The sequence below is a fragment of the Polymorphospora sp. NPDC051019 genome (genome assembly GCF_040683055.1).
In the GTDB taxonomy this organism is placed as follows: domain Bacteria; phylum Actinomycetota; class Actinomycetes; order Mycobacteriales; family Micromonosporaceae; genus Polymorphospora; species Polymorphospora lycopeni.
On the sequence record NZ_JBFBCH010000001.1, the window covers coordinates 783,205 to 809,631 of the forward strand.

Sequence of the window (26,427 nt, forward strand, 5' to 3'; positions counted from 1 at the left end):
TGTCAGGATCAGCCCGCCTCGCGGGCCAGCAGGCCCTGCTCGCTGACGACCGGCACCGACAGCGTCTTGTAGCCGACGTCGTCGAACAGCACCGTCATCCGGTCGTCCTCGTAGCCGAGCACCATGCCGCTGCCCCACTCGGCGTGCCGCACCGTGCTGTGCACCGGGAACGGCCCGCTCGCGCCGTCGTCGGCGGTGCTGGCGCCGGCGTGGCAGTTGTCGCAGTGCCCGCAGACCTTCTTCATGTGCTCGCCGAAGTACGCCAGCAGCGTCTGCCCCCGGCAGCCGCGGTGCTCGGCGAAGGCGCGCATCATGTCCGTACGCGAGCGCTGCACCGTCTGCTGCCGCTCCGCCTCGGCGAGCGCGGCCCGGGCCGCCCGCGCCGGTTCGGCGGCGTACCGGGGGCGGGCGAACCGGTTGCCGGCCCGGTTCTCGGCCGCCCCGACCTGTTCCAGCAGGGCCAGCAACTGGCCCAGCTTGCGGGCGCTCAGCCCGCTGCGCTCGCGCAGCTCGGCCCGGGTCGCCGGCCCGTCGCGCAGCAGCGCCGCCAGGTCGCGCAGGTCACCCTCGTCCGGGCTGCCGCCGGTGAAGTACCGCTGGATGCCGACGTCCTCGGCCCGCCACAGCAGCAACGCCCGCGCGGGCCGGCCGTCCCGACCGGCCCGACCGATCTCCTGCAGGTAGCTGTCCGGCGAGTCGGGCAGGGCCACGTGCGCCACCCAGCGGATGTTGGGCTTGTCGATGCCCATGCCGAACGCCGACGTCGCCACCATGATCGGCACCCGGTCGGCGAGGAAGTCCTCGTGCAGCCGCTCACGTGGCCCCGCGGCCATCCCGCCGTGGTAGTGCTCGGCCGGGTGACCGGCCGACGTCAGTCGGGCGGCCAGTTCCTCGGCCGCCCGCCGGGTGGCGATGTAGACCACACCGGGCCGCTCCTCGGCGTCGAGCAGCGCGAGCAGCCGCCGCCACCGGTAGTCCTCGGTGGGGCAGTGCCCGACCTCCAGGAACAAGTTGGGCCGGTCCAGCCCGGACACCACGGTCCGCGGGTCGGACAGGCCGAGCCGGTCGACGATGTCGTCGCGTACGGGCGGGGAGGCGGTCGCGGTCAGTGCGACGACCGGCGGTCGGCCGAGCCCGCGGATCAGGTGCCCGAGCGCCAGGTAGTCGGGGCGGAAGTCGTGCCCCCACGCCGAGATGCAGTGCGCCTCGTCGACCGCGACCAGTGCCGGCCGCAGCGCCTTGACCTGCGCCAGCCGATCCGGCTGGCTGAGCTGTTCGGGCGTGATGAAAAGGAACCGGGCCCGGCCGGCGCGCAGGTCCTCCAGCGCGGCGGCCTGTTGGCCGGACGTCTCGGCCGAGCTGACCCGTACCGCCCGCAGCCGTGGGTCGCCGCGCTCGTTCAGCGCGATGATCTGGTCCTGTTGCAGGGCGAGCAGCGGCGAGACCACCACCGTCGGACCGGCCATCAGGGTGGCCGGGACCTGGTAGACCGCCGACTTGCCGGCCCCGGTGGGGAGCACGACGAGGGCGTCGCGCCGTTTCATGAGGGCCCGCATGGCGGACAGTTGACCGGGACGCAGCGACCGCCAGCCGAAGTGCTGTCGGGCGACGCGGCGCAGCCGGGTCGAGTGCAGTGGCAGCTTCATCGGAGAGCGTGGGTACCCGGGGCCGGGGCGGGCGAAACAACGCCCGCACCCGTACCCCGGCACGGTCGCCGCCGGTCAGCGCAGCGCGGGGAACACCCGCTCGGCGTACAGGTCGAACAGGCCCTGGTAGTGCGGCCCGGTGTTGGCGACGTAGACCTCGTCGAAGCCGGCCTTGGCGTACCGGTCGATCATCTCCAGGTGTTCGCGCGCGTCGTCGCCGCAGACGAACGCCTCGCGGACCATGTCCGGCGTGACGAGTTCGGCGGCCTGCTCGAAGTGCCGGGGCGACGGCAGCACCTGGGACAGCTCGCCGGGCACGCCGGCGTTCGGCCACCGCTCGTACGCCAGTTGGGCGCCCTCGTCGGCGGTCCGCGCGTACGCCGCCTTGAAGCCGCCCTGGCACGGCTTGTCGCCGCCCCCGTTGTCGCGGAACCGGCGGACCAGGTCGGCGTCCGGCATCGTGCTGACGTACCCGTCGCCGATGCGGGCGGCGAGGTCGATGGCCTTCGGGCCGAAGGCGGAGACGTAGACCGGGGGCGGCTGGTCGGGCAGCGTGTAGATCCGGGCGTTGTCCACCGTGTAGTGGTTGCCGTCGTGGTGGGTGAAGCCGCCCTTCCACATCCGGCGCATGATGTCGACCGCCTCCTCCAGCATCTCCAGCCGGGTGCCGGCGCTCGGCCACGGGTCGCCGAAGATGTGCTCGTTGAGCGCCTCGCCGGTGCCGACGCCGAGCACGAAGCGGCCTTCCAGGAGCACCGCGCTGGTGGCCGCGGCCTGGGCGATCACCGCCGGATGGATGCGTACGGTCGGGCAGGTGACCGCCGTGGTCACCGGTAGCCGGCAGACCTGGCTCAGCGCGCCGATCATCGACCAGACGAACGGGCTCTGCCCCTGCGCGTCGACCCAGGGATGGAAGTGGTCGGAGATCCACAGCGCCTCGAAGCCGGCCCGTTCGGCGCCCCGGGCCTGGTCGAGCAGTTCCGCGGGGGTGTACTCCTCGCTGGACAGGAAGTAGCCGATTCGCATGACGAGCCTCCTCGATCCGGGGGATTGCCTCGGTCGGGAGGTACCCCGGCGCGTTCACCTCATGCCGAAGCGCCGGGCCGGCCGGGTCCGGGCGGCCGGGGCGGGCTGGTGCGGGTGCCGGGCGGCCGGGTCAGAGTGGCCGGGTCGGGACGGTCCGGCGGCCCGGGGTCAGCGGCCCTTGCCGAAGAGGGCGCGGATGGCCGCCACGAGCAGCAGGATGCCGAGGATCGCGCCGATCAACTGGACGCCGGGGATCTCCGACCACGGGGTCTCCTCGGCGGAGAGGATGCGCGTCATCCCCGCACCTTCGCACAACGGCCGGGCCGGCGCCCACCCCGTCGTCGTGACGCAGATCACGGAAGCGCTCCCAGCGTGGGGCGCCGAAACTGGTCGGCCGGCGGCCCAATTAATAGAAAGGTTTATTGACTATTAGACCGAGCGGGTGTGAACATGGCAGCTACCGCGCAGCCGTGGGGGCCGGCGGACCGTCTACTGTGGAACTACGGGGGCCTGATGACCGACCGGAGCGGAGAACTGCCGCGCCTCGCGGCCCGGGTGCTGCAACCCGGCTTCGAAGGCACCACCCCGCCGGCGTGGATCCGCCGCTGGCTGGCCGAGGGACTCGGCGGCGTGGCGCTCTTCGCCCGCAACGTCGAGGACCCCGAGCAGGTCGCCCGGCTCACCGCCGCGCTGCGCGCCGAACGCCCCGACGTCGTCGTCGCCATCGACGAGGAGGCCGGCGACGTCACCCGGTTCGAGTCCCGCCGGGGCAGCTCGCGCCCGGGCAACCTGGCGCTCGGCACGATCGACGACCCGGCCCTGACCGAGGCCGTCGCCCGCGACATCGGCGCCGAACTCGCCGCCGCCGGCATCACCCTCAACTACGCCCCGGACGCCGACGTCAACTCCAACCCCGGCAACCCGGTGATCGGCGTACGGTCGTTCGGCTCCGAACCGGAACTCGTCGCCCGGCACACCGCCGCCTGGATCACCGGCCTGCAGTCCGGCGGGGTCGCCGCCTGCGCCAAGCACTTCCCCGGCCACGGCGACACCAGCGTCGACTCGCACGTCGACGTGCCCCGGATCGGCTCCACCCGGGAGCGGCTCGACGCCTGCGAACTGCCGCCGTTCCGGGCCGCCATCGCCGCCGGCGTACAGGCCATCATGACCGGCCACCTGCTCGTCCCGGCCGTCGACCCGCTGCACCCGGCCACCCTCAGCCGCCTCGTCCTGAGCGACCTGCTCCGCGGCGAACTCGGCTTCCACGGCGTGATCGTCACCGACGCCATCGAGATGAAGGCCATCACCGACCGGTACGGCTTCGAGGCCGGCACCGTACGCGCCCTCGCCGCCGGCGCCGACGCCATCTGCATCGGCGGAGAACTGTCCGACGAGGACAGTGCCGACCGGCTGCGGCGGGCCATCGTCGCCGCCGTCGTCGACGGCACCCTGCCCGAGGAACGGCTCGTCGAGGCCGCCAAGCGGGTCGACGAACTCGCCGCCTGGACCGTCCAGAGCCGCGCCGGGCTCGCCCCCTGGGCCGCCCACGGCCCCGACGGCTCGCCGATCGGCCTGGCCGCCGCCCGCCGGGCCGTACGGGTCACCGTGCCCAACGGCACCGTCCCGCTGCCGCTGGCCGGCCCCGCCCACGTGGTCGAGTTCGCCCCGCCGCGCAACATCGCCATCGGCGCCGAGACCCCGTGGGGCGTCGGCGCACCCCTGGCCGACCTGCTGCCCGGCACCACCACCGCCCGCCTGGACGAGACCGACCTGCCGGCCGGCGCCGAGCCGCCCGCCGCACTGCTCGCCGACGCCGCCGGCCGCTCGCTCGTGCTCGTCGTACGCGACCTGCACCGGCACCCCTGGATGGCCGCCGCCGTCGACCGCGCCCTCGCGGCCCGCCCCGACGCGATCGTGGTCGAGATGGGCGTACCGGTCACCGTCGCCGGGCAGGCGCATCTCGCGACGTACGGCGCCACCCGGGCCGGCGCGCGGGCGGCCGCCGAACTGCTCGCCGGCACCTCCTGAGCAGCCGTTTTCGGCTCACCATCGGTGCCCCCACAGGCACGGTCGGTCGCAGTATGGTCCTCCGGTGACCCCCCGCTGGCAGCGGGCCACGATGAACCCCTCGTGGATCCGGTGGCTTCCCTGCGCCCACGCCTACCTCACCGTCGTCCCCGATCCGGGCCGGTTCCCGCGCTCGACCTGGGACTCCGTGGTGCCCTGGGATGATCCGGTGTGGTGCGACCCCGGCGACATCGAGGACTGGATCGGGCGGGCGGCGCGGCGTCCCGGACGCCGCGCCGAGCCCGCCGAACGCCAGATCCGTGCCCGGTATGCGCAGGTGCTCGCACTGCGCGAAACGCGGATCGACGTCTTCGCCGACATGTGCCGGCGCCGGGACCTTCCCGTACCGCACACCGTCACCGAACTACTGACCTGCCTCGCCGGACTCGGGCTGTTCGACCTCGACGGCGCCACCGGTGACCCCTGGGTACGCCCCCACCTCGACCGCGACCCGCTCGACGTGCTGCCGCTGTCGCCGCCCGAATCCGACCTCGAGCGGCTCGCCCAGCGCGACGACCGGGCCGTCCAGGTCGCGATCGCCGTACGTCGGCTCGCGGTCCGCACCCGCCGGCGCTGGCCCAGGCGGCGTACGGTCGGCACCACCTTCGGCGCGGTCGCCGGACTGGCCGGGGTGACGCCGCAGGAGACCCGGCAGGCGCTCGACGACCTCGCCGGGCTGGCCGGGCTGCGCGCCGACCCCGGTGATCGGGCCGACACCGTGCGCATCACCGTGCCATGGCCCGAGTTCGGTCAACGCTTCCCCTTCTCCGAACTCCCCGCCCCGGAACACGCCATCTGACCCCGTTACCGTCCACGCCGTCCCTGTGCGCGCCGCCCCCGTTCGCGTTGATCAAGGACTTGTTGCGCGATTCGTGTCGTGGTTTGGCGTGAACCTCCCCTCGATCGGCGACCGGGGAGGCGCGTGGCGAGCGGGGGAGGCGCGTGGCAGGCCGGGGGCGCGTGGCAGGCCGGGGCGCGTGGCCGGGAGGTTGGCGGGCGGGGCACGTGGCGCCGGTCGCCTCCGCGCTGATCAAGGAGCAATCGTGGGCGAACGCGTCCGTTTTGCGTGCCACATCCCCTCGATCGGCGCGACGGTGGTGGTGGCGTCCGCCGATCGAGGAGAAGTTGCGGGAATCCTGTCCACTTTGGCGTGAACATCCCCTTGATCAACGAGGCCGGGCGGTGGCGCGGAGCCGGGTGGGCGGGGCGGGTTACGGGGTCAGGCGGAGGATTCGGTCGTCGGTGTCGCTGGGGCGGCCGCGACCGTCGCGGTTGGACGTCAGCACCCACATCGAGCCGTCCGGCGCGGCCGCGACGTGGCGCAGCCGGCCGTACTCGCCCTGCAACAGGGTCTGCGCGCCGGAACCGTCGGTGCGCAGCCGGTAGAGCCGCTGGCCGCGCAGGCAGGCGACCCAGACCTCGTCACCGACCACGGCGATGCCGCTCGGTGAGGCGTCGTTGGTGGCCCAGGTGGCGACCGGGTCGACGAAGCGGCTGTCGCCGGAGACACCCTCGGCCTCCGGCCAGCCGTAGTTGCCGCCCGGCTCGATCCGGTTGAGTTCGTCGTACGTGTTCTGGCCGAACTCGGCGGCGAAGAGCGTGCCGGCGGAGTCCCAGCCCAGCCCTTGCGGGTTGCGGTGGCCGTAGCTGTAGACGGGGGAGTCGCCGAACGGGTTGCCGGGCGCGGGCTGCCCGTCGGGGGTCAGCCGCAGGATCTTGCCGGCGAGGCTGTCCCGGTCCTGTGCCGCGCCGCGGTCGCCGGCGTCGCCGGTGGTGGCGTAGAGCATGCCGTCCGGACCGAACGCGATCCGGCCGCCGTTGTGGGTGTTGGCCTTCGGGATGCCGGTGAAGATCGCCTCGGGCTCCCCGCCGGGCCGCAGCCGGGCGATCCGGTTGTCGTCGCGCGCCGTGTAGTAGACGTAGATCCAGCCGTCGGCGGCGAGGGCGATGCCGAGCAGGCCGCCTTCGCCGCGCGGTACGGCCTCGTCGACACGGGCCACCTCGGTCACCGTGCCGTCGGGGGTGACGGAGACGATGCGGCGACTGTCGCGTTCGGTCACCAGGGCCGAGCCGTCGGGCCGGAACGCGAGCCCCCACGGGGCTTCGAGGTCGCTGGCGACCGTCGACACCGGACCGTGGTCGGCGCGGGGCGCGTCGTCGATAGACGGGTCGGCGAACCATCCCCGCCAGACCGCGACGGCGCCGAGGGCGGCGAGCAGCGCGACGGCCGCGACGCCGGCGACGACGAGTTTGGTCCGGCTCCGGCCGGGACGGTCAGGCTTCGCCACGGGTACGACCCTACGTCGCCCGGCCCGCCGATGATCGGCGCGCCCGGTCAGTACGGGGCGGACTCCGGGGCGACGAGGTCGGCGTATTCGGGGTGGGAGCTGATGAACGACGCGATGAACGGGCATGGGGCCTGGACCCGCTCGCCGCGTTGGCGTACCTGGTCCAGCGCGCCGCGGGCGAGTGCGCTCCCGACCCCCTTGCCCTGGTGGGCGGGGTCGATCTCGGTGTGGGTGAAGACGACCAGGCCCGGTGCCAGCCGGTAGTGGGCGGTGCCGGCGAGGTTGTCGTCGACCAGGATCTCGAACCGTCGCCGGGCCGGATTGTCCTCGATCAGGTACGCCATCCGTCGACCCTATCTCCGCCCGGTGCCGGCCGGCCGGCGGTCGCGCGGTTCGCGAGCGCCGCCCCCGTACGCTTGAGTCATGATCTCGAGGATGCCCCCGCTCCGTCCCCGCCGTATCGCCGCCGTCGCCGCCGGTCTCGCCCTCGCCGGCGCCGTGATCGCCGGTTGCAGCTCCAGCTCCGAGGGCGCCTCCACCCAGTGCGGTATCGACCAGTGCACGGTCACGTTCCAGCGTGGCGTGGAGGCCAACGCCAGCATTTTCGGCGTCGAGGCCAAGCTGGTCGGTGTCGACGGCAACCTGGTGACCATCGAGGTCGCCGGTCAGCAGCTCTCGCTGACCACCGAGCAGCAGGCGGCCGATGTCGCCGGCTTCCAGGTCACCCTGGACCGGGTCACCGACAGCGAGATCGCGGTCAAGATCTCCCGCTGACCCCGCTCCCGGGCGGGCCGCTCCGGTGGCCCCGCCCGGCACGTTTGGAAACCATGCGGACGGGTCAATGTCAGGCCCATGACGTTGACCCGCGATGCCGAAGCCACCGCCTCCAGAGCCAGGAACAGCAAGGCGCTGGAGGCCCTCGCCCGGGCCGGTTTCATCGGCTACGGGATCGTCCATCTTCTCTTCGCCTGGCTGGCTCTCCAGATCGCGTTCGGCCGTCCGGCCGACGACGGTGACCAGTCCGGCGCGCTGCGTACGCTGGCCCAGCAGCCGCTGGGCAAGTTCCTGGTGATCGCCGTCTGTGTCGGGCTGGCCGCGATGGCGCTGTGGCAGGCCCTTGAGGCGGCGGTCGGGCACCGCGAGGACCGCGGCAACGAGCGTACGGTCGAGCGGGTCGCCTCCGCGGTCCGCACCGTCGTCTACGCCTACTTCGCCTGGACGGCCTACAAGGTGTTCAGCAACGCCAACTCCTCCAGCGCCGACAGCCAGGAGGTGCTGACCGGCAAGCTGATGGAGTCGACCGGCGGTCAGTGGCTGGTCGGTCTCGCCGGGCTGGTCCTGGCCGGCGTCGGCGTCGGGCTGGTCGTCTACGGCGTCATCAAGCGCTTCGAGAAGCACCTGAACACCGGGCGGATGAGTGCCCGGGTCCGCAAGCTCACCCAGCGGCTCGGCGTCGCCGGCTACTCGGCCAAGGGCGCCGTGTACGCGGTCGCCGGTGTGCTGATCGTCACCGCCGCGGTGACGTACGACCCGGACAGGTCGCGCGGCCTGGACGGCGCCCTGCACGCGCTGCGGGAGCAGCCGTTCGGCACCGTGCTGCTCGCCCTGATGGCGCTCGGCATCGCGGCGTTCGGTGTCTTCTGCTTCGTGCAGGCGAGGTACCGCAAGGTCTGATCCCGCGCCGGCCGATCCAGATCGGGACCCGCTTCACACCCGGAGCGGGTCCCGAACGTTGGTGACGTACGCCCACATCGGGCATTCTTGTCGCTTTGCGCGGTATCCGGGCACAGGCCCGGACCCCGCCCCATCGCACGGACCCGACGAGACATTCCGGGGGATCTTCGCAGTGCATCCCATGTTCTGGACGGTCGTGGCCACGCTCGGTGCCGCGACCGTCGCGTTCGCCGTCGTACAGGTGACCCATCTGGCCGTCCGCCGGCTCGGCCGGCGGTCCACGCTGCTGACCGAGTTGTCCGACCACGCGCACCGGCCGTTCCTGGTGGCCGCGACCACCCTCGCGGTCGCGCTCGGGGTGCGGTTCTCGACCGGGTACGCCACCGGCGAACCCTGGCGGCAGACGGTCCTGCACCTGCTCACCCTGGCCATCATCGGCACCGTCGCCTGGCTCGTCGCGTCGCTGCTGCTGGTCAGCGAGGACACCGCGCTGGCCCGGTTCCGCGTCGACGTGCCCGACAACCGCCAGGCCCGCCGGATCAAGACGCAGATCGTCATGCTGCGCCGGGTCACCATCGCGGTCATCGTGGTGCTGGCCGTCGGTGCCGGCCTGATGACGTTCCCGAGCGTGCGCGGTGTCGGGGCGAGCGTGCTGGCGTCGGCCGGCGTCATCGGCGTCGTGGCGGCGCTGGCCGCCCAGAGCCTGCTCGGCAACGTGTTCGCCGGCCTGCAACTGGCGTTCAGCGACGCCGTACGCCTCGACGACGTGGTCGTGGTCGAGGGGGAGTGGGGCCGGATCGAGGAGCTGACCCTGAGCTACGTGGTGGTGCAGGTCTGGGACGACCGGCGGCTGATCCTGCCGACGTCGTACTTCACCACCAAGCCGTTCCAGAACTGGACCCGCACCCGCGCCGCGGTGCTCGGCACCGCCGAGTTCGAGGTCGACTGGTCGGTGCCGGTGCAGGCGATGCGCGAGGAACTGCGCACCGTCTGCGAGGGCACCGAACTGTGGGACGGCCGGGTCTGCGTGTTGCAGGTGACCGACGCCGTCGGCGGCGTGGTCAAGCTGCGCGCCCTGGTCAGCGCCGCCGACGCGCCGAGCCTGTGGGACCTGCGCTGCCTGGTCCGCGAGCAGCTGGTCAACTGGCTGCGCGACCGGCAGCCGACCGCCCTGCCGCGGATGCGTACCGAGGTCGGCGACGCCGGGGGCGACCTGCCCTGGCAGTGGGTCGGGCCGCGCCGGCCGGCGCGGCGGCCGGTCGACGCGGAGGCGCCCGACGACGCCCGGGTGTTCGGCGGCAGCGACGACGGCGACGCGCGCGGCAACGCCTTCGTCGGGCCGGAGGAGCCGGTCGACGCGACCCGCTGACCCGGACCCTGCGGCCCGGGGCTGTCCGCGCGGGTGGGAACTCTGGTAAACCGGAGGCAGCCTGCGTCAACGCCGACCGGAGGGGTTCCACGATGCCGAGTGAGGTACGCGGGGTAGTAGCCCGCGCCAAGGGTGCGCCCGTGACCGTCGAGACCGTCGTCGTGCCCGACCCGGGGCCGGGTGAGGCACTGGTGAAGGTGCAGGCGTGCGGGGTGTGTCACACCGACCTGCACTACCGCGAGGGCGGGATCGGCGACGACTACCCGTACCTGCTCGGGCACGAGGCGGCCGGGATCGTCGAGGCCGTCGGCGACGGCGTGACCCGGATCGCCCCCGGCGACTACGTCGTACTGAACTGGCGGGCGGTCTGCGGCGAGTGCCGGTCGTGCCGGCGCGGCCGGCCCTGGTACTGCTTCGCCACCCACAACGCCCGGCAGCCCATGACGCTGACCGACGGCACCACCCTGTCGCCGGCCCTGGGCATCGGCGCGTTCGCCGAGAAGACACTGGTCGCGGCCGGCCAGTGCACGAAGGTCGACCCGGCGGCGCCACCGGCGGTCGCCGGCCTGCTCGGCTGCGGGGTGATGGCCGGCATCGGCGCCGCGGTCAACACCGGCGGGGTCGGCCGGGGCGACTCGGTCGCGGTGTTCGGCTGCGGCGGGGTCGGCGACGCGGCGATCGCGGGCGCGGTGCTCGCCGGGGCGACCACGGTCGTCGCGGTCGACATCAACGACGGCAAGCTGGAGCTGGCCCGCCAGTTCGGCGCCACCCACACCGTCAACTCCCGTGAACAGGACCCGGTCGAGGCGATCCGGGCGCTCACCGGCGGCAACGGCGCCGACGTCACGATCGACGCCGTCGGCCGCCCCGAGGTCTTCACCCAGGCGTTCTACGCCCGCGACCACGCCGGCACCGTCGTACTCGTCGGGGTGCCGACCCCGGACATGACGCTGGAACTGCCGATGCTGGAGGTCTTCGGGCGCGGCGGCGCGGTCAAGTCCTCCTGGTACGGCGACTGCCTGCCGGAACGCGACTTTCCGACCCTGATCGACCTGTTCCTGCAGGGGCGGCTGCCACTGGACCGGTTCGTCTCCGAGACGATCGGCATCGACGACGTGGAGGCGGCGTTCGGCCGGATGGAACAGGGTGGCGTACTGCGCAGCGTCGTGCTGTTTGACTGATCCGCCGGAATAAGGATTGGCCACCTCGGGTGAGGGGCATACCACGGGACAAGACGTGGTTCGAAACCCGCATTCGGGAGGCATCATGGCCGATGTCCTGAACGGCGCCTCCGCGCGACCGGTCTCAGAGCAGTCCACCGCGGAGCTGGTCCAGCACGCGAGCGAGCAGGTGTCCCGGCTCGTCCGCGACGAGCTGGCGCTGGCCCGCGCCGAACTCACCGAGAAGGGCAGGCACGCCGGTGTCGGCGCGGGCCTGTTCGGCGGTGGTGGAGCCCTGGCGCTGTACGGCCTGGGTGCCCTGTTCGTCGCGTTCGGGCTGCTGCTGGCGCTGGTGATGCCCGGCTGGCTGGCGGCGCTCATCGTCGCGGTGGTCCTGTTCGCGGCCGCCGGGGTCCTGGCGATGGTAGGCAAGAAGCAGGTCCAGCAGGCGGTGCCACCCGTGCCGGAGCGGGCGGTCGACAGTGTCCGTGCCGATGTCGACACGGTCACCATGGCGGTCAAATCACATGGAAATGGTGTGAAGCAGGCATGACGAGGGTGGACGCATGACAGCAGGCAACGGCTCCGGCGACGTGCAGGCGCTGCGGGCCGAGATCCAGCAGACGCGGGCCGAACTGGGCGAGACGGTCCAGGCCCTGGCGGCCCGGGCCGACGTGAAGGCCCGGCTCAGGGACTCCGCGAACCAGACCAAGCAGAAGGTACGTGAACAGGCCGCGCACACCGCCGAGGTGGTCCGCGGCTCGGTGCACGACGCGGGCGAGTCGGCCCGGCGCCACCCGGTGCCCTGGGCGGCGGTCGCCGTAGGCGCCCTGGCGGCGGTCGTCGTGCTCATCGTGGTCCAGGGGAGGCGCCGGTGAGCAAGGGCGTGAACAAGCTGGCCTACCGGCCGGTGGGGCTCGTGCTCGGCGCGGCGGCCGGCATGCTCGCCGGTGCCGCGTTCCGGCAGGTGTGGAAGCTCATCGACAGCGAGGACGACGCACCGAGCGCGACCGACGAGGACCGTGGCTGGGGTGAGATCCTGATCGCCGCGGCCATCCAGGGAGCCATCTTCGCGGTCGTGAAGGCCGCCGTCGACCGCGGCGGGGCGACCGGCGTACGGAGGCTGACCGGCCACTGGCCGGGCTGACGGGGTGGTTGTCGACGGGCGTCGGCCGGTCTGCCTGCGCGACCGGAGTCGCCCGTCGTGGCGTGTCGCGACACGCCGCGACGAGACGGAAAATCGGGCCACCGCAGGGCTCATCTCGGAGAAAATCGTCAGGTAGGCTGTGCGAAGTTTTTGCGTACGTGGTTTGCTGTTCCCCGCTGTTGGAAGACGGCGGGGGTGAGAAGTCCTCCTTCGTGGGGGCCGACTCAAGCGCCGCTGCTCGAAAACGGCCAACCGGCCGCACGGCGTGCTCGGCCGCAGTTTCAGAAGGAGATACACATGGCGCAGGGAACCGTGAAGTGGTTCAACGCAGACAAGGGCTTCGGCTTCATCACCGTCGACGGCGGGGGTGCTGACGTGTTCGTCCACTTCTCGGCGATCCAGACCAGCGGCTACCGCACGCTGGAGGAGAACCAGCGGGTGGAGTTCGAGATCGCCCAGGGCCAGAAGGGCCCGCAGGCTGAGCAGGTCCGTCCCATCTGATCAGCTGTGGCCGGCGGTCGCACCGGCCACGAACTCGATCCCTGATGGGATCAGCGTCGAGCCCCGCATCGCCGTTCCGGCGTGCGGGGCTTCTCGTCGTCCGGCGTACCGCCCCGCGATGGGCACGCGTCAACCGTGCCGGCGGACACCCGTTCTTGTCGGCGATGCCCCGTAAATCAGTCTTATCGGATTGATCCGGGTGTTAGTGCATGATCGCTTGTGATCCGTCGCCGCCGGCCCCGACCACCACGGCCGCGTGATCCGGAACGTCTATGTCCGGAAGCGGTACGGGCCGGTTCGCGGACGTGCCCCGCGGATGCCCGGCCGGAACCGTGGGGGAGGCGCCGACCCGGCCTCGATCAGGAGGGGCGGTTGCCGCGGGCGCGCAGACCGAGGACGATCGCGGCGAGACCGGCCACGGCGACGACCGGGCCGACGACCGCCCACACCGCGCTGCCGGACATCACGCTGCCGCTGATCTCGCCCAGGCCCTCGAGTGTCCACAGGATGCCGACGGCGACCCCGAACAGACCGAGCGCCAGGGGTAGCCAGCCCTTCACGTCACGCCTCCATCTTCCGGCCACGGTGACCGGCCGCCCCAGCCTAGATGACCGGCGGGCCGGCCGGCCGGCGCGACCGGGTGGCGGTACCCGGCCCGGTCGCGGGGCCGGCGTACGGTTCGGGAATGACCACCTGGGATCCGACGACGTACCTCCGCTACGGCGACGAGCGGGCCAGGCCGTTCCTCGACCTGGTCGCCCGGATCGACGCCGACCGGCCGAGGGCGGTCGTCGACCTCGGCTGCGGACCCGGCAACCTGACCGCGACGCTGGCCGCCCGGTGGCCGAACGCCCGGGTCGAGGGGATCGACTCGGCGCCGGAGATGGTGGAGCGGGCCCGCCGCGAGGTTCCGGGCGTCGACTTCGGGCTCGGCGACGTACGGGACTGGCGACCGGCCCCCGACGTCGACGTACTGGTCTCCAACGCCGCCCTGCAGTGGGTGCCCGGCCACGAGGAACTGCTGACCCGCTGGGCCGGCGAGCTGCCGGCCGGTGCCGTCATCGCCGTGCAGGTGCCCGGCAACTTCGGCGCGCCGTCCCACCGGGCGCTGCGCGAGCTGGCCGCCGAGCCGGCGTGGGCGCCGCTGGCCGGCCTGCTGCGCGAGTCGCCGGTACGTGACGCGGCCGGCTACGCCACGCTGCTGACCGCGGCCGGGTGTGCCGTCGACGCCTGGGAGACCACGTACGTGCACCTGCTGCCGGCCGAGCCGGGCGCCGACCATCCGGTCCTGCGCTGGATGGACGGTACGGCGCTGCGGCCGGTCCGGGCCGCGCTCGACGACGAGGCGTTCGCCGCCTTCCGGCGGCAACTGGCCGTACGCCTCGAAGCCGCCTACCCGGCCCGCGATAGCCTCGTCTACTTCCCGTTCCACCGGATCTTCGTCGTCGCCCGTACCGGCGTCGGCGGCTGACCGCCGGCGTCCCCCTGAAACGAGGAGCACCGTGACCGACCTGGCCACCTTCATCGCCGGACTGCCGAAGGCCGAACTGCACGTGCACCACGTCGGTTCGGCGTCACCGCGGATCGTGGCCGAGCTGGCCGCCCGGCACGAGGGCCGCACCCCGGTGCCGGCCGATCCGGCGGCGCTCGCCGAATACTTCGTCTTCCGCGACTTCGCCCACTTCATCGAGATCTACCTGAACGTCGTCGATCTCATCCGCGACCCGGAGGACGTCCGCATCCTGACCTACGAGGTGGCCCGGGAACTGGCCCGCCAGCAGGTCCGCTACGCCGAGCTGACGATCACGCCGTACTCGCACGTGAGCCGTGGCATCCCCGCCCCGGCGTTCTGCGAGGCGATCGAGGACGCCCGCAGGCACGCCGAGGCCGAACTCGACATCGTGCTGCGCTGGTGCTTCGACATCCCCGGCGAGGCGGGCCTGCCGGCGGCGGAGGAGACCCTGCGGATCGCCCTCGAGGAGCGGCCGGACGGGCTGATCAGCTTCGGGCTGGGCGGTCCCGAGATCGGTGTACCCCGGCCGCAGTTCAAGCCGTACTTCGACCGGGCGCGGGCGGCCGGGCTGCGGTCGGTGCCGCACGCCGGCGAGACCACCGGACCGGAGACGATCTGGGACGCCCTGCGCGAGCTGGGCGCGGAACGGATCGGGCACGGCATCTCGGCCGCCGGCGACCCCGCCCTGCTCGCCCACCTGGCCGAGCACCGGATCCCGTTGGAGGTCTGCCCGACCTCCAACCTGCGGACCCGGGCCGTCGCCTCGCTCGACGAGCACCCGCTGCGGGCGCTGGTCGACGCCGGGGTGCCGGTGACCATCAACTCCGACGACCCGCCGATGTTCGGCACCACCCTCAACGACGAGTACGCGGTCGCGGCGCGGCTGCTCGGCTACGGCCCCGACGGCGTCGCGGACCTGGCCCGTGCCGCCGTCACGGCGTCGTTCCTGCCGGCACCCGCCCAGGCCCGGCTGATCGCCGAGATCGACGCGTACGCCGCCGCGAACTGACACCGGTGGCGCCTGCCCGGTGCCGCCGGCCCCGACGGGCCGGCCGCGGCTCAGTGGCCGGCGGCCCGGCGGCGCAGCAGCGCGCCACCCATCACCGCGGCGAACAGCAGGCCGACCGCCCCGGCGGTGATCGCCAGCGGTCGGCTGTCCGCCAGGCCGCGCCCGTCGGGCACCCCGGCCGGCGTGGTGACCAGCGGCGCGCAGACGACCGACTCCGCCGGCTCGTCCGGGCCGACGGTCAGCGTGGCGGCGCACGAGCCGTCCGGGGACGGGGCACCGTCCACCGTGACGTCGATGTCGACGGTCCACCGCCCCGGCGGCAGGGTGCCGTCGAGCACCAGCGAGCCCGCCGAGGTGGCCCGCATCGGCCGCGGGTCGACGGTGCCGCCGGCGAACCCGCGGGCCCGTACGGTCGCGGCGACCTCGCCGTCGGGCAAGCCGCCGCCGGCCCGGGCGACATCGAGCCGTACGGTGCCCCGGCCGTCATGGGCGATCGTCAGCCGTAGCTCGTCGCGGGCATATCCGGGGTCCTGCCAACAGGCCAGCGTCGCGATGATCGAGGCGGTGACGATCGTGATCCAGCGGGCCAGCCGGGCCGGTGAGAGGCTGCGCGTGTCGGGCATGGACTCACCTCGAACGGGTGGCGCCGACGTCGGACAGGTCGAGGGTATCCCGCCCGGTCGATGTGTGGGGTGGTTCCCGGGAACCGGTCGCTCTGCCGGCATGACATCCGCCTCGTCAACCCAGAGTTGGTGTGCGCGCGGCGGGTCCGGAGTTGGGGGGACCGGCCCGCCGCGCGCGACGTTCCAACGGACCCGGATGCGGGTGGGGTGGTCCGGGGAACATCTGGAGTGGATCGACTCCGATGCTGGCACCGGGAGTGGCCACGATGGAACACCGTTAAAACAGACCTAAGGAAGACTTGCGTCGGCCGACAGGTTTCCGGCGTCGGTTCCGCCTGCCGTGCGGTCGGTCCCGGCCGGTCAACCGTCGCCGCGACGCTGGCGCGGCCACCGGCGCCCCGACTGGTCGCGTTCCCGGGCCAGCCGGCCGACCAGCCCGAACCGGTTGACCTGCCGGGGCTTCGCCTCGGCGTCGGCCAGCAGCATCACGACACTGGCCCCGCCCAGCCGGGCCCGGTCCAGGCTCACCGAACCGCCGGCCTGCTGCGCCACCCGGCGGGCGATGTCGAGGCCGAGCCCGGTGGAGCCGCGCCCGCTGGTGCCGCGCCGCAACGCCTTGTCCGGGTCGGCGATGCCGGGGCCGGCGTCGTCGACGCGTACCGCGACGTAGCCGTCCCGGCGCGACACCGCGACCTCGAACGCGGTCCCCTGCGGGGTGTAGCGGAAGACGTTGCCGAGGACCGCGTCGAGCGCCGCGGCGAACTCGGCCCGGGGCACCGCGACCGGGATCCGCAACTGCGCGCCGGTGACCCGGTGCGGGCGGTTCTGGTCGCCGGCCAGGGCCGCCCAGAAGACCATCCGGTCGCGGACCACCTCGCTGATGTCGCACAGGTCCGGCTCGGTCTCCTGCTGCACCGTCTTGCGGGCCGTGTTGATCAGTACGTCGATCTCGCCCTCCAGGGTGACGATCGCCTGCCGGATCCGGCGGATGGTGCGCCGCCGGTCGAGTTCGGCGTCGCTGAACGAGCCGACGCTGGTGTCGTCGGAGTCCAGCGCGTCGGCGTCCAGGCGCAGCACGGTCAGCGGCGTACGCAGCCGGTGCGACAGGTCGGCGACGAGTTCGCGTTCGTCGGTGCGGGAGGCGACCAGCCGGTCGGCCATCCGGTTGAAGGCGTAGCCGGCCTCGGCCAGCTCGCGCGGCCCGCTCGGCTCGACGCGTACGCCGAGGTCGCCGCCGCCGACGGCGAGCGCGGCCTGGACCAGGCCGCGCGCCGACCCGACGGCCCGGGCGGCGATCCGGTCGACGACGACGACCGAGGCGACCACCAGCCCGACGGCCAGCGCCGCCAGCGTCAGCCAGGTGCCGGTCGAGCCCGCCGAGAGCGCCGACTCCGCGACGAAGACCTCGACGACCATGATCTGGTCGCCGGCGGTGGCCCGCTCCAGCCGCACCACCCCGCCGGGTACGTCGACGACGACCGGCCCGCCCTCGCCGGCCCGCGCCACGTCCGGCGCGCCGGCCCGCGGGGTGCCACCGGTGTCGAGGCCGTGCACGACCGGCTGGTCGGCCGGGTCACCACCGGTCGAGGCGATCGCCTGCCGGACCGTGTCGGGGTCGGTGGTGACCGCGAGCGCCCCGGCGACCACCGCGCTGCGCCGGGCCGCCTCGGCGAGCGCCTCGTCGCGGGTCTCCGCCTGCAGGGTGAGCCCGAGCGGGATGAGGAACACCAGCGCGACGATGCCGGTGGTGGCCGCCGTGAGGTAGGCCAGCGCCAGCCTCAGTCCGGTGGAACCAGCCGGAAGCCGACCCCCCGCACGGTGCGCAGGTAACGCGGCTTCGCCGCGGACTCGCCCAGTTTGCGACGGAGCCAGTACAGGTGAACGTCGATTGTCTGGTCCTCGCCGACCGACGGCTGCCGCCATACCTCCTCCAACAGTTCCCGGCGGGAGACTACCCGTCCCGGGCGGGCGGCGAGATAGGCCAGCAGGTCGAACTCCTTGCGGGTGAGCGCGAGCGGCACCCCGTCGAGGGACGCGCTGCGCTCGCCGACGTCGACCCGCAACCCGCCGACCTCGTGCACGGCCGGCTGCACCGTGCGGCTGGCCCGGCCGGCCCGGCGCAGCACGGTGGTGATCCGGGCGTCGAGGTGCGCCCCGGTGAACGGCTTGATCATGTAGTCGTCGGCGCCGGCCCGCAGCAACCGGACGATCGCCTGCTCGTCGTCACGGGCGGTGGCGATGATGATCGGCACGTCGGTGATGCCGCGCAGCATCCGCAGCGCGTCGGAGCCGTCCAGGTCGGGCAGGCCGAGATCGAGGACGACCAGGTCCGGGGTCTCGGCGGCGACCCGGCGCAGGGCGTCGAGCGCCGTGCCGACCGCGTGCACCGCGTGCCCCCGGTCGGCCAGGGAGCGCAGCATCGCGCCGCGAATGACGTGGTCGTCTTCAACCAGCAGGACCGTGGCCACGAGATGACGGTACTGCCCGTGGCAAGTCGGCGCGGTCCGCGCGTTGCGCCGACGGTGCTGCCCGTGGCAAGTCGGCGCGGTCCGCGCGTTGCGCCGACGCTACCGCCGCGGTGAAACAGGGCGTTGCGCCGGCGGTCGCCGGGCGGCATGATGCGCGGGCCATGCCATTCACCCTCTACGCGCAGGCCCGCACCGCGCTGGCCCGCGACAGCCTGGCCGGGCTGTCGGTCGGCGACGCCCTGGGCGCGCAGTTCTACGTACCCGGCCGGCGGCCGGCCGACCTCGCCGCCGGCCGGCTGCCCGATCCGGTCTGGGAGTGGACCGACGACACCGAGATGGCCTGCTCGGTCTTCGCCGAACTGGTCCGCGCCGGCCGGGTCGACCGGGACGCGCTGGCCGCCGCGTTCGCCGACCGCTGCGAGCCCAACCGCGGGTACGGACCCGGCGCGTTCACCGTCCTGCGGCTGATCCGCGGCGGCACGCCGTGGCCGGTCGCCGCCGCCACCGCCTTCGACGGGCAGGGCTCGCTCGGCAACGGCGCCGCGATGCGGGTCGCGCCGCTCGGGGCGTACTTCGCCGACTCGGTGACCGAGACGGCGGCCCAGGCGGCCGCGTCGGCCGAGGTGACCCACGCCCACCCCGACGGCATCGCCGGCGCGGTCGCGGTGGCGGTCGCCGCGGCGCTGGCCGCGCGGGCCCGGCTGGACGGCCGGCGGCCGTCCGCCACGGACCTCGTCGCCGCCGTCGCCGCCGCCGTCGACCGGGCCAGCCCGGTCCGGCAGGGCCTCGACCGGGCCGGCACGCTGGTCGGCCGGCCGGTCGCCGAGGCCGCGTACGAGCTGGGCAACGGGTCGCGGGTGACCGCCGGCGACACGGTGCCGTTCACGGTGTGGGTGGCGGCCCGCCACCTCGACGACTATCCGGCGGCCGTGCGCGCCTGCGTCGAGGCCGGCGGCGACGTCGACACCACGGCCGCGATCGCCGGCGGGATCGTCGCCGCGCACACCGGGGTCGGTACGCCCGGCGGGGTGCCCGACGCCTGGCTCGCCGCCCGCGAACCGCTGCCGGACTGGGTCGGCTAGCCGGGCAGCCGCAGCACCCACCGGTACGCCTGCACCATGCCGGTGTCGAAGCCGGCCGCCGAACCCCACAGGAACAGCCGGAACCGGCGGTAGAGCGGCTCGCCCCAGCGGGCCACGATCTCGTCGCGGGCGGCGTCGAGCCGCCGGCCCCACTCCCGGCAGGTCAGGTAGTAGTTGTGCCGGTCGTCCTCGACCCGCAGCAGCTCGAACGGCGAACGTGCCACGTGCCGCAGGTACTGGTGCAGCAGCAGCGGCGCCGAGTTGCCCGGATAGATGTAGCGCTTCATGAACGTCGACGCGACGTGCTTGCGGCGCATCGCCAGCGCGTCGAGGTAGACCCGGCCGCCGGGACGCAGCAGTTCGGCGTACTTGCGCAGCGTGGCCCGGTAGTCCGGCAGGTGCTCGGTGACCCCCATGTTGACGATCGCGTCGTACGGCCGCTCGTCGCGGAAGGCGTAGATGTGCTGGCGGACGACCCGTACCGGCAGCCGCTCCCGCTCGAAGAACCCGGTCAGGAAGCGCTCCGACTCGCGCGACAGGGTGGTGGTGGTCACGTCGACGCCGTGCCGGGCGGCATGCTCGGCGAACGCCCCCCAGCCGCCGCCGACCTCCAGCACCCGGTCGCCGGGCTTGACCCCGATCACGTCCAGGGCGAGGTCCATCTTGCGGGTCATCGCGTCCTCGAGCGGCTCGTCGTCGGCGGCGAAGACCCCCTCGGTGTAGCAGCGGTGCCGGCGGTCGAGGAAGGTCAGGAAGAACTCGCTGTCCTCGTCGTAGTGGGCGGAGATGGCCCGCCGGTCGTCCTCGCGCCGGCCGCGCAGCAGCGCCCCCGGGGTGAACCGGGACAGATACGCCAGCGGGTGGAAGTCGCTGAAGAAGGCGCGCATCCGCAGCGCCGCCGCGAGGTCGCCCTCGACGTCGAGCCAGCCCTGGAGGTAGGCGACGGCGACGCCGAACTGGTCGAGACCGGCGAGCGCCCTCGCGCCCCGGTCGTCGGTGACGACGATGGTGAAGAGCGGGTCGCCGGCGCCGAAGGTGTGCGCCGGCCCGCCGGCCGGAGCCACGGCGAACGGCACCGCCGGTCGCGTGGCGAAGAACGTCTGGTACCTGCGCCCGAGCGCGGTGAGCACGTCCGCGGGTGTCACGGCGCCAATGTAACGCCGGCACCGCGTCCCCGGCGGGCGAAGACACCGGGACCGATAACATCTAGTCGGCCCGGGCCACCGGGTCAGCCGACCCGCACACGCCGAACGTGCCGCAGCCCCACCGACGCGGCGCCCCGCGTACGACCGAAGGAGCCGTCCGTGTCCGCATCCCGTACCCCTGTCGTGGCCGACCCCGTCGTCGTCCCGGCCGGTACGACGGCGGCCGACGCGGTGGCCGCGGCCGGCCTGCCGACAGCCGGCCCGAAGGCGGTCGTCGTGGTCCGCGACGCCGACGGCCAGCTCCGCGACCTCGACTGGACCCCGCCCGCCGACGCCACCGTCACCCCGGTCGCGATCGACGAGCCCGACGGCCTGAACGTGCTGCGGCACTCGACCGCGCACGTGCTGGCCCAGGCGGTGCAGGACATCTTCCCCGAGGCGAAGCTCGGCATCGGCCCGCCGATCGACAACGGCTTCTACTACGACTTCAGCGTCGCCAAGCCGTTCCAGCCCGACGACCTCGCCAAGCTCGAGAAGCGGATGCAGGAGATCGTCAAGTCGGGGCAGCGGTTCCGGCGGCGGCGCTTCGACAGCCTCGACGAGGCCCGCGCCGAACTCGCCGACGAGCCGTTCAAGCTGGAACTGGTCGACGTCAAGGGCCAGGCCGGCGACGCCGGCTACGACGCGGGCGAGGTGATGGAGGTCGGCGCCGGCGAGCTGACCATCTACGACAACCTCGACGCCGACAGTGGCAAGGTCTGCTGGTCCGACCTGTGCCGGGGCCCGCACCTGCCGAACACCCGGCTGATCGGCGCGTTCCGGCTGATGCGTTCGGCCGCCGCCTACTGGCGCGGCTCGGAGAAGAACCCGCAGCTCCAGCGGGTCTACGGCACCGCCTGGCCGACCCGGGACGCGCTGAAGGCGTACCTGAAGCTGCTGGAGGAGGCGGCCCGCCGCGACCACCGCAAGCTCGGCGCCGACCTGGACCTGTTCAGCTTCCCCGAGGAGATCGGCTCCGGACTGGCCGTCTTCCACCCCAAGGGCGGCATCATCCGGCGCGAGCTGGAGAACTACTCGCGGCAGCGGCACGAGCAGGCCGGCTACGAGTTCGTCAACACCCCGCACGTGACCAAGGGCCACCTCTTCGAGACCTCCGGCCACCTGCAGTGGTACGCCGACGGCATGTACCCGCCCATGCAGGTCGAGGGCGCCGACTACTACCTCAAGCCGATGAACTGCCCGTTCCACAACCTGATCTACCGGGCCCGCGGCCGGTCCTACCGCGAGCTGCCGCTGCGGCTGTTCGAGTTCGGCACCGTCTACCGCTTCGAGAAGTCCGGCGTCGTGCACGGCCTGACCCGGGTCCGCGGCATGACCCAGGACGACGCGCACATCTACTGCACCCGGGAGCAGATGGGCGGCGAGCTGAAGTCGCTGCTGCGGTTCGTCCTCGACCTGCTGCGCGACTACGGCCTCGACGACTTCTACCTCGAACTGTCGACCCGCAACCCCGAGAAGTCGGTCGGCTCCGACGAGGACTGGGCCGAGGCGACCGAGGCGTTGCGGTCGGCGGCCGAGGAGTCCGGCCTCGACCTGGTGCCCGACCCGGGCGGTGCCGCCTTCTACGGGCCGAAGATCTCGGTGCAGGCCAAGGACGCCATCGGTCGCACCTGGCAGATGTCGACGATCCAGGTCGACTTCCAGTTGCCGCAGCGCTTCGACCTGGAATACCAGGCCGGTGACGGCAGCCGGCAGCGGCCGATCATGATCCACCGGGCGCTGTTCGGGTCGATCGAGCGGTTCTTCGGTGTGCTCACCGAGCACTACGCCGGCGCGTTCCCGGCCTGGCTCGCCCCGGTGCAGGTGGTCGGCATCCCGATCCGCGACGACCACGCCGAATACCTGGCCGGATTCGTCGCCGCGCTGCGCGCCGAGGGCATCCGCGCCGAGGTCGACAGCTCCACCGACCGGATGCAGAAGAAGATCCGTACCGCGCAGCAGCAGAAGATCCCGTTCATGGCCATCGCCGGCGACGACGACGTGGCCGGGGGCACCGTGTCGTTCCGCTACCGGGACGGGTCGCAGCGCAACGGCGTACCGCTCGCCGAGGCGGTCGCCCACGTCGTCGAGGTGGTCCGGTCCCGTACGAACACCGGTCCGAGCGCCCCCGCCGTCCCGGCGGCCGCGGTGGACCCGGCCGCACCGGCCGCGCCGGCCGCGCCGTGAGCGTGGCCGGCGACGAGATCGGCCCGCCCGACCTCCCGGCCGGCCCGCCCGTCGAGCCGGCGACCACCGGCACGCCGGACGGGCTGGACCGGCTCTGGACCCCGCACCGGATGACGTACATCTCCGGCCAGGACCGGCCGGAGGGCGGCTATGAGAAGCCGTCCGGCTGCCCGTTCTGCCGGGCACCGGCGCAGACCGGCGACGACAGCCTCGTCGTCGCCCGCGGCGAGACGGTGTACGTGGTCCTCAACCTCTACCCGTACAACCCGGGGCACCTGCTCGTCTGCCCCTACCGGCACGTCGCGGACTACACCGACCTGGATCCCGCCGAGACCGGCGAACTGGCGGTCTACACCCAGACGGCGATGCGGGTGATCCGGCAGGTGAGCAGCGCACACGGGTTCAACCTCGGGATGAACCAGGGCGGCGTGGCCGGTGCCGGCATCGCCGCCCACCTGCACCAGCACGTGGTGCCGAGGTGGGGCGGCGACGCCAACTTCATGCCGGTGGTCGCCCGCACCAAGGTCCTGCCGCAGCTGCTGACCGACACCCGCGGCCTGCTCGCCGCCGCCTGGCCCACCAACCCCCGCTGACCGCGCCGTGGGTGAAGCGACTCGCGTGGGCGCGCTGGTGCCCACGCCAGCGTGCTGATCGGCGCTCGCACCGCCGCGCCGATCGGGGCTCATGCCGACGCGCTGATCAAGGACAAACCCCCGCCGGAGCGCTGATCAAGGAGAAGTTGCGCGACAAATGTCGCGGAACGGGCACGCCTTCTCCTCGATCGCGGGGTGAGGGCGACTTTCTCCTCGATCGCGACGGTTCGCCGCCGCGGAGGGGCCGTCGGTCGAGGAGGGCTGTCGGTCGACGAGGGCCGTCGGTCGCGACGGTTCGCCGCCGTAGAGGGGCGTCGGTCGACGAGGGGCGTCGACCACGCTGTGCGGTTCGGCCGTCGAAGCCCGTAGCCGCCCCGACAGCCCTCCGCGAGCGCCAGATCGGTGCGCGCGGCGGTGTCGGCGCGGCTTGCCGCCGCGATCATGGAGTACGTGTGCCCGTCCTGCCGCTTTTGTCGCGCAACTTCTCCTTGATCAGCGCGCACCCACGCGGGTGGGCGCCCACGCCGGCGCCGGGGCGGCGGGCGTGGCGCCCGCCACGGCCCCGGGGACCGTGGCGCGGTGCCCTCCACCGCCCCGGGGCGGGGTGGGGGACGGGTCAGGACGTCGGGCCGGGGTGGGCGGTGCGTAGCCCGTCGGTCAGGTGGGACGGGACGGGCTCGTAGCGGGCGAACGCGCGCCGGAACGTGCCCGCGCCCGACGTCATCGAGCGCAGCTCGACGGCGTACCGGACCAGTTCGGTCGCCGGGACCTCGGCGCGTACCAGGGTGGCGCCGCCGGCACTGTCCGGCTCGGTGCCCAGCACCCGGCCGCGCCGCCCCGACATGTCGCTCATGACCGAGCCGACGTAGCCGTCCGGCACCCGGACCGTCACCTCGTCGACCGGCTCCAGCAGGTTGATCTGACCCTTCTCGGCGGCCTCCCGCAGGGCCAGCGCGCCCGCCGCCTGGAACGCCGCGTCCGACGAGTCGACGCTGTGCGCCTTGCCGTCGGTCAGGGTCACCCGTACGTCGACGACCGGGTGGCCGCTGAGCAGGCCGCGTTCGAGCTGGGCACGTACGCCCTTCTCCACCGACGGGATGTAGTTGTGCGGTACGGCGCCGCCGACGACGCGTTCGTGGAACTCGAAGCCGGCACCGGTCGGCAGCGGCTCGACCTCGATGTCGCAGACGGCGTACTGGCCGTGGCCGCCGGACTGCTTGACGTGCCGGCCGTGGCCCTTCGAGGCGGCGGCGAACGTCTCGCGCAGCGCGACCCGGACCGGTTCGGTGTCCAGTTCGACGCCGCCGGCGCGCAGCCGGTCGAGGACCACCTCGGCGTGCGCCTCGCCCATGCACCACAGCACGAGCTGGTGGGTTTCGGGGTTGCGTTCCAGCCGCATCGTCGGGTCGCCGGTGACGAGCCGGGCCAGGTTGCGGGCCAGCGCGTCCTCGTCGGAGCGGGACCGGGCCACGACCGCGATCGGGAGCTGCGGCTCGGGCATCTCCCAGGGGGCGATCAGCAGCGGTTCCTCGCGGGCGGAGACGGTGTCGCCGGTCTCGGCGCTGCCCGACTTGGTGAGCGCGCAGATGTCGCCGGCGACGCAGTACGGCACCTCGCGCAGGGTGGCGCCGAGCGGCGAGTAGACGTGCGCGACGCGCTCGTCGGCGTCGTGGTCGGGGTGGCCGCGGCTGGCGAGGCCGTGCCCGGAGACGTGCACGGTCTGTTCGGGCCGCAGGGTGCCGGAGAAGACCCGGACCAGCGACACCCGGCCGACGTGCCGGTCGATCGCGGTACGGACCACCTCGGCGACCAGCGGTCCGTCCGGGTCGCAGGTCAGCGGCGGCCGGGGTGAGCCGTCGATCCCGGTGACCACCGGCAGGTCGTGTTCGAGCGGGGTCGGGAACGCCGCGGTGAGAAGTTCGAGCAGTACGTCGAGGCCGACCCCGGTCGGGGCGCAGACCGGTACGACCGGGTAGAAGTGGCCGCGGGCGACCGCCTTCTCCAGGTCTTCGACGAGGATGCCGGACTCGATCGTCTCGCCGCCCAGGTAGCGGTCCATGAGGGTTTCGTCCTCGCTCTCGGCGATGATCCCCTCGATGAGTTCGGCGCGGGCCTCGGCGATGGCCGGCAGGTGCTCGGGGTCGGGGTCGCGGACCTGCGCCGGATGGCCCTGCGTGTAGTCGAAGACCCGCTGGCTGATCAGGCCCATCAACCCGACGGTGGAGACGCCGTCGTCGCCGAGCATCGGCAGGTGGAGCGGCAGCACGTTGTCGCCGAACACCCGCTGGCACAGGGCGACGGTCTCGTCGAAGTCGGCGCGGGCGTGGTCGAGGCGGGTGACGGCGACGGCGCGGGGCATGCCGACGGCGGCGCACTCCTCCCACAGGGTGGCGGTGGCGGCGTCCATGCCGTCGACGGCGGACACCACGAACAGCGCGGCGTCGGCGGCCCGCAGGCCGGCGCGCAGCTCGCCGACGAAGTCGGCGTAGCCCGGCGTGTCGAGCAGGTTCACCTTGACGCCGTCGTGGGTGAGCGGGGCGCAGGCGAGGGTGACGGAGCGCTGCTGGCGTACGGCGGCGGGGTCGTGGTCGCAGACCGTGGTGCCGTCGGCGACGCTGCCGGCCCGGCCGACCGTGCCGGTCGCCTCGAGCAGCGCCTCGACCAGGGTGGTCTTCCCCGCTCCGGAATGGCCTACCAGCACCACGTTGCGTATTTTGCCGGGTTCGTCCACCATCGGCGCACCGCCGGTGCCTGCCTTGTCGTGGTTCTTCTGCGCCATCGGCGCACCTCCCAGGGACGTGGTGGATGCAGGACGCATTCTGATCCCACACCCGCGACGGGGTGTAATCAACCCCGACGCGCGAAGTGGACGCCCCCGGCCGCACCACGG

Annotated in this window: 26 protein-coding genes; 15 read left to right on the forward strand and 11 right to left on the reverse strand. The window is 73.3% G+C overall.

Annotated features, from left to right (window positions below; translation table 11 throughout):
• Window positions 1–8: 8 nt before the first annotated feature.
• The 3 genes from AB0M79_RS03480 to AB0M79_RS03490 all read right to left on the reverse strand — a co-directional run bounded on the left by AB0M79_RS03480 (window position 9) and on the right by AB0M79_RS03490 (window position 2,969).
• Window positions 9–1,646, reverse strand: a complete 1,638-nt coding sequence (locus tag AB0M79_RS03480) for an ATP-dependent DNA helicase RecQ (protein ID WP_364207384.1) — start codon at window positions 1,644–1,646, stop codon at window positions 9–11.
• Window positions 1,647–1,721: 75 nt separating this feature from the next.
• Window positions 1,722–2,672 carry a TIGR03557 family F420-dependent LLM class oxidoreductase gene (locus AB0M79_RS03485; RefSeq protein ID WP_364207386.1) on the reverse strand — a complete coding sequence of 317 codons (951 nt, stop codon included), beginning with the start codon at window positions 2,670–2,672 and terminating at the stop codon, window positions 1,722–1,724.
• Window positions 2,673–2,840: 168 nt separating this feature from the next.
• Entirely contained in the window at window positions 2,841–2,969 is a 129-nt protein-coding gene (locus AB0M79_RS03490; protein WP_364207388.1) for a hypothetical protein, read from the reverse strand.
• A gap of 216 nt (window positions 2,970–3,185) precedes the next feature.
• Here AB0M79_RS03490 and AB0M79_RS03495 point away from each other — a divergent pair, with 216 nt between their 5' ends.
• Window positions 3,186–4,700, forward strand: a complete 1,515-nt coding sequence (locus AB0M79_RS03495; protein ID WP_357544168.1) for a glycoside hydrolase family 3 protein — start codon at window positions 3,186–3,188, stop codon at window positions 4,698–4,700.
• A 64-nt stretch (window positions 4,701–4,764) separates the two neighbouring features.
• The gene (locus AB0M79_RS03500) at window positions 4,765–5,538 is read left to right on the forward strand and encodes a hypothetical protein (protein ID WP_364207390.1); all 774 of its coding nucleotides are present in this window, start codon (window positions 4,765–4,767) and stop codon (window positions 5,536–5,538) included.
• 412 nt (window positions 5,539–5,950) lie between these two features.
• On the opposite strand, the gene AB0M79_RS03505 is transcribed toward AB0M79_RS03500, so the two are convergent.
• Both AB0M79_RS03505 and AB0M79_RS03510 read right to left on the reverse strand, forming a co-directional pair.
• A complete protein-coding gene (locus AB0M79_RS03505; RefSeq protein ID WP_364207391.1) occupies window positions 5,951–7,027 on the reverse strand; it encodes a PQQ-dependent sugar dehydrogenase in 1,077 nt (358 codons plus the stop codon).
• 47 nt (window positions 7,028–7,074) lie between these two features.
• A complete protein-coding gene (locus tag AB0M79_RS03510) occupies window positions 7,075–7,371 on the reverse strand; it encodes a GNAT family N-acetyltransferase (RefSeq protein WP_364207393.1) in 297 nt (98 codons plus the stop codon).
• A 79-nt stretch (window positions 7,372–7,450) separates the two neighbouring features.
• Between AB0M79_RS03510 and AB0M79_RS03515 the strand changes: the two genes are divergently transcribed.
• The 8 genes from AB0M79_RS03515 to AB0M79_RS03550 all read left to right on the forward strand — a co-directional run bounded on the left by AB0M79_RS03515 (window position 7,451) and on the right by AB0M79_RS03550 (window position 12,878).
• Window positions 7,451–7,801 carry a hypothetical protein gene (locus AB0M79_RS03515; RefSeq protein WP_364207395.1) on the forward strand — a complete coding sequence of 117 codons (351 nt, stop codon included), beginning with the start codon at window positions 7,451–7,453 and terminating at the stop codon, window positions 7,799–7,801.
• Window positions 7,802–7,879: 78 nt separating this feature from the next.
• The gene (locus tag AB0M79_RS03520) at window positions 7,880–8,701 is read left to right on the forward strand and encodes a DUF1206 domain-containing protein (protein WP_364207397.1); all 822 of its coding nucleotides are present in this window, start codon (window positions 7,880–7,882) and stop codon (window positions 8,699–8,701) included.
• A 181-nt stretch (window positions 8,702–8,882) separates the two neighbouring features.
• Window positions 8,883–10,070, forward strand: coding sequence for a mechanosensitive ion channel domain-containing protein (locus tag AB0M79_RS03525; RefSeq protein WP_364207620.1), 1,188 nt, complete (start codon window positions 8,883–8,885; stop codon window positions 10,068–10,070).
• 92 nt (window positions 10,071–10,162) lie between these two features.
• Complete coding sequence (locus AB0M79_RS03530) at window positions 10,163–11,251, forward strand: S-(hydroxymethyl)mycothiol dehydrogenase (protein WP_364207399.1); 1,089 nt, start codon at window positions 10,163–10,165, stop codon at window positions 11,249–11,251.
• Window positions 11,252–11,336: 85 nt separating this feature from the next.
• The gene (locus AB0M79_RS03535) at window positions 11,337–11,783 is read left to right on the forward strand and encodes a phage holin family protein (protein ID WP_364207400.1); all 447 of its coding nucleotides are present in this window, start codon (window positions 11,337–11,339) and stop codon (window positions 11,781–11,783) included.
• A 13-nt stretch (window positions 11,784–11,796) separates the two neighbouring features.
• The gene (locus tag AB0M79_RS03540) at window positions 11,797–12,108 is read left to right on the forward strand and encodes a DUF3618 domain-containing protein (protein ID WP_357544177.1); all 312 of its coding nucleotides are present in this window, start codon (window positions 11,797–11,799) and stop codon (window positions 12,106–12,108) included.
• Entirely contained in the window at window positions 12,105–12,377 is a 273-nt protein-coding gene (locus tag AB0M79_RS03545) for a DUF4235 domain-containing protein (RefSeq protein ID WP_357544178.1), read from the forward strand. The genes AB0M79_RS03540 and AB0M79_RS03545 overlap by 4 nt, the downstream gene beginning before the upstream one ends.
• 297 nt (window positions 12,378–12,674) lie before the next feature.
• Entirely contained in the window at window positions 12,675–12,878 is a 204-nt protein-coding gene (locus tag AB0M79_RS03550) for a cold-shock protein (protein WP_007075740.1), read from the forward strand.
• Between the two features lie 359 nt (window positions 12,879–13,237).
• Here AB0M79_RS03550 and AB0M79_RS03555 read toward each other — a convergent pair whose 3' ends face one another.
• Complete coding sequence (locus tag AB0M79_RS03555) at window positions 13,238–13,438, reverse strand: hypothetical protein (protein WP_357539919.1); 201 nt, start codon at window positions 13,436–13,438, stop codon at window positions 13,238–13,240.
• 125 nt (window positions 13,439–13,563) lie between these two features.
• Here AB0M79_RS03555 and AB0M79_RS03560 point away from each other — a divergent pair, with 125 nt between their 5' ends.
• Both AB0M79_RS03560 and AB0M79_RS03565 read left to right on the forward strand, forming a co-directional pair.
• Window positions 13,564–14,349 carry a trans-aconitate 2-methyltransferase gene (locus AB0M79_RS03560; RefSeq protein ID WP_364207404.1) on the forward strand — a complete coding sequence of 262 codons (786 nt, stop codon included), beginning with the start codon at window positions 13,564–13,566 and terminating at the stop codon, window positions 14,347–14,349.
• Window positions 14,350–14,380: 31 nt separating this feature from the next.
• Entirely contained in the window at window positions 14,381–15,400 is a 1,020-nt protein-coding gene (locus AB0M79_RS03565) for an adenosine deaminase (RefSeq protein ID WP_364207406.1), read from the forward strand.
• 50 nt (window positions 15,401–15,450) lie between these two features.
• Here AB0M79_RS03565 and AB0M79_RS03570 read toward each other — a convergent pair whose 3' ends face one another.
• The 3 genes from AB0M79_RS03570 to AB0M79_RS03580 all read right to left on the reverse strand — a co-directional run bounded on the left by AB0M79_RS03570 (window position 15,451) and on the right by AB0M79_RS03580 (window position 18,491).
• On the reverse strand, window positions 15,451–16,023 hold the full coding sequence (locus tag AB0M79_RS03570; RefSeq protein ID WP_364207408.1) for a hypothetical protein: 573 nt from the start codon (window positions 16,021–16,023) through the stop codon (window positions 15,451–15,453).
• Window positions 16,024–16,383: 360 nt separating this feature from the next.
• Window positions 16,384–17,751, reverse strand: a complete 1,368-nt coding sequence (locus tag AB0M79_RS03575; protein ID WP_357539927.1) for a HAMP domain-containing sensor histidine kinase — start codon at window positions 17,749–17,751, stop codon at window positions 16,384–16,386.
• 50 nt (window positions 17,752–17,801) lie between these two features.
• On the reverse strand, window positions 17,802–18,491 hold the full coding sequence (locus tag AB0M79_RS03580; RefSeq protein WP_357517063.1) for a response regulator transcription factor: 690 nt from the start codon (window positions 18,489–18,491) through the stop codon (window positions 17,802–17,804).
• Window positions 18,492–18,652: 161 nt separating this feature from the next.
• Here AB0M79_RS03580 and AB0M79_RS03585 point away from each other — a divergent pair, with 161 nt between their 5' ends.
• Window positions 18,653–19,573: an ADP-ribosylglycohydrolase family protein gene (locus tag AB0M79_RS03585; RefSeq protein ID WP_364207411.1), complete on the forward strand. Its 921-nt coding sequence runs from the start codon at window positions 18,653–18,655 to the stop codon at window positions 19,571–19,573.
• Here the strand turns inward: AB0M79_RS03585 and AB0M79_RS03590 are convergent.
• A complete protein-coding gene (locus tag AB0M79_RS03590) occupies window positions 19,570–20,718 on the reverse strand; it encodes a class I SAM-dependent methyltransferase (protein ID WP_364207413.1) in 1,149 nt (382 codons plus the stop codon). The two genes, AB0M79_RS03585 and AB0M79_RS03590, sit on opposite strands and share 4 nt — an antisense overlap.
• A gap of 159 nt (window positions 20,719–20,877) precedes the next feature.
• On the opposite strand from AB0M79_RS03590, the gene thrS reads away from it, so the two are divergent.
• Together thrS and AB0M79_RS03600 are read left to right on the forward strand one after the other, a co-directional pair.
• A complete protein-coding gene (gene thrS / locus AB0M79_RS03595) occupies window positions 20,878–22,944 on the forward strand; it encodes a threonine--tRNA ligase (protein WP_364207415.1) in 2,067 nt (688 codons plus the stop codon).
• A 110-nt stretch (window positions 22,945–23,054) separates the two neighbouring features.
• On the forward strand, window positions 23,055–23,537 hold the full coding sequence (locus AB0M79_RS03600) for an HIT domain-containing protein (protein ID WP_364207622.1): 483 nt from the start codon (window positions 23,055–23,057) through the stop codon (window positions 23,535–23,537).
• A 616-nt stretch (window positions 23,538–24,153) separates the two neighbouring features.
• Here the strand turns inward: AB0M79_RS03600 and AB0M79_RS03605 are convergent.
• The gene (locus AB0M79_RS03605; RefSeq protein ID WP_357539935.1) at window positions 24,154–26,316 is read right to left on the reverse strand and encodes an elongation factor G-like protein EF-G2; all 2,163 of its coding nucleotides are present in this window, start codon (window positions 26,314–26,316) and stop codon (window positions 24,154–24,156) included.
• Between the last annotated feature and the right edge of the window lie 111 nt (window positions 26,317–26,427).

Coding starts and splice junctions, on each gene's coding strand:
- AB0M79_RS03480 (WP_364207384.1), bottom strand. CDS start 1,646: ATGAAGCTGCCACTGCACTCGACCCGGCTGCGCCGCGTCGCCCGACAG.
- AB0M79_RS03485 (WP_364207386.1), bottom strand. CDS start 2,672: ATGCGAATCGGCTACTTCCTGTCCAGCGAGGAGTACACCCCCGCGGAA.
- AB0M79_RS03490 (WP_364207388.1), bottom strand. CDS start 2,969: ATGACGCGCATCCTCTCCGCCGAGGAGACCCCGTGGTCGGAGATCCCC.
- AB0M79_RS03495 (WP_357544168.1), top strand. CDS start 3,186: ATGACCGACCGGAGCGGAGAACTGCCGCGCCTCGCGGCCCGGGTGCTG.
- AB0M79_RS03510 (WP_364207393.1), bottom strand. CDS start 7,371: ATGGCGTACCTGATCGAGGACAATCCGGCCCGGCGACGGTTCGAGATC.
- AB0M79_RS03515 (WP_364207395.1), top strand. CDS start 7,451: ATGATCTCGAGGATGCCCCCGCTCCGTCCCCGCCGTATCGCCGCCGTC.
- AB0M79_RS03520 (WP_364207397.1), top strand. CDS start 7,880: ATGACGTTGACCCGCGATGCCGAAGCCACCGCCTCCAGAGCCAGGAAC.
- AB0M79_RS03525 (WP_364207620.1), top strand. CDS start 8,883: ATGTTCTGGACGGTCGTGGCCACGCTCGGTGCCGCGACCGTCGCGTTC.
- AB0M79_RS03530 (WP_364207399.1), top strand. CDS start 10,163: ATGCCGAGTGAGGTACGCGGGGTAGTAGCCCGCGCCAAGGGTGCGCCC.
- AB0M79_RS03535 (WP_364207400.1), top strand. CDS start 11,337: ATGGCCGATGTCCTGAACGGCGCCTCCGCGCGACCGGTCTCAGAGCAG.
- AB0M79_RS03540 (WP_357544177.1), top strand. CDS start 11,797: ATGACAGCAGGCAACGGCTCCGGCGACGTGCAGGCGCTGCGGGCCGAG.
- AB0M79_RS03550 (WP_007075740.1), top strand. CDS start 12,675: ATGGCGCAGGGAACCGTGAAGTGGTTCAACGCAGACAAGGGCTTCGGC.
- AB0M79_RS03560 (WP_364207404.1), top strand. CDS start 13,564: ATGACCACCTGGGATCCGACGACGTACCTCCGCTACGGCGACGAGCGG.
- AB0M79_RS03570 (WP_364207408.1), bottom strand. CDS start 16,023: ATGCCCGACACGCGCAGCCTCTCACCGGCCCGGCTGGCCCGCTGGATC.
- AB0M79_RS03585 (WP_364207411.1), top strand. CDS start 18,653: ATGCCATTCACCCTCTACGCGCAGGCCCGCACCGCGCTGGCCCGCGAC.
- AB0M79_RS03600 (WP_364207622.1), top strand. CDS start 23,055: ATGACGTACATCTCCGGCCAGGACCGGCCGGAGGGCGGCTATGAGAAG.
- AB0M79_RS03605 (WP_357539935.1), bottom strand. CDS start 26,316: ATGGCGCAGAAGAACCACGACAAGGCAGGCACCGGCGGTGCGCCGATG.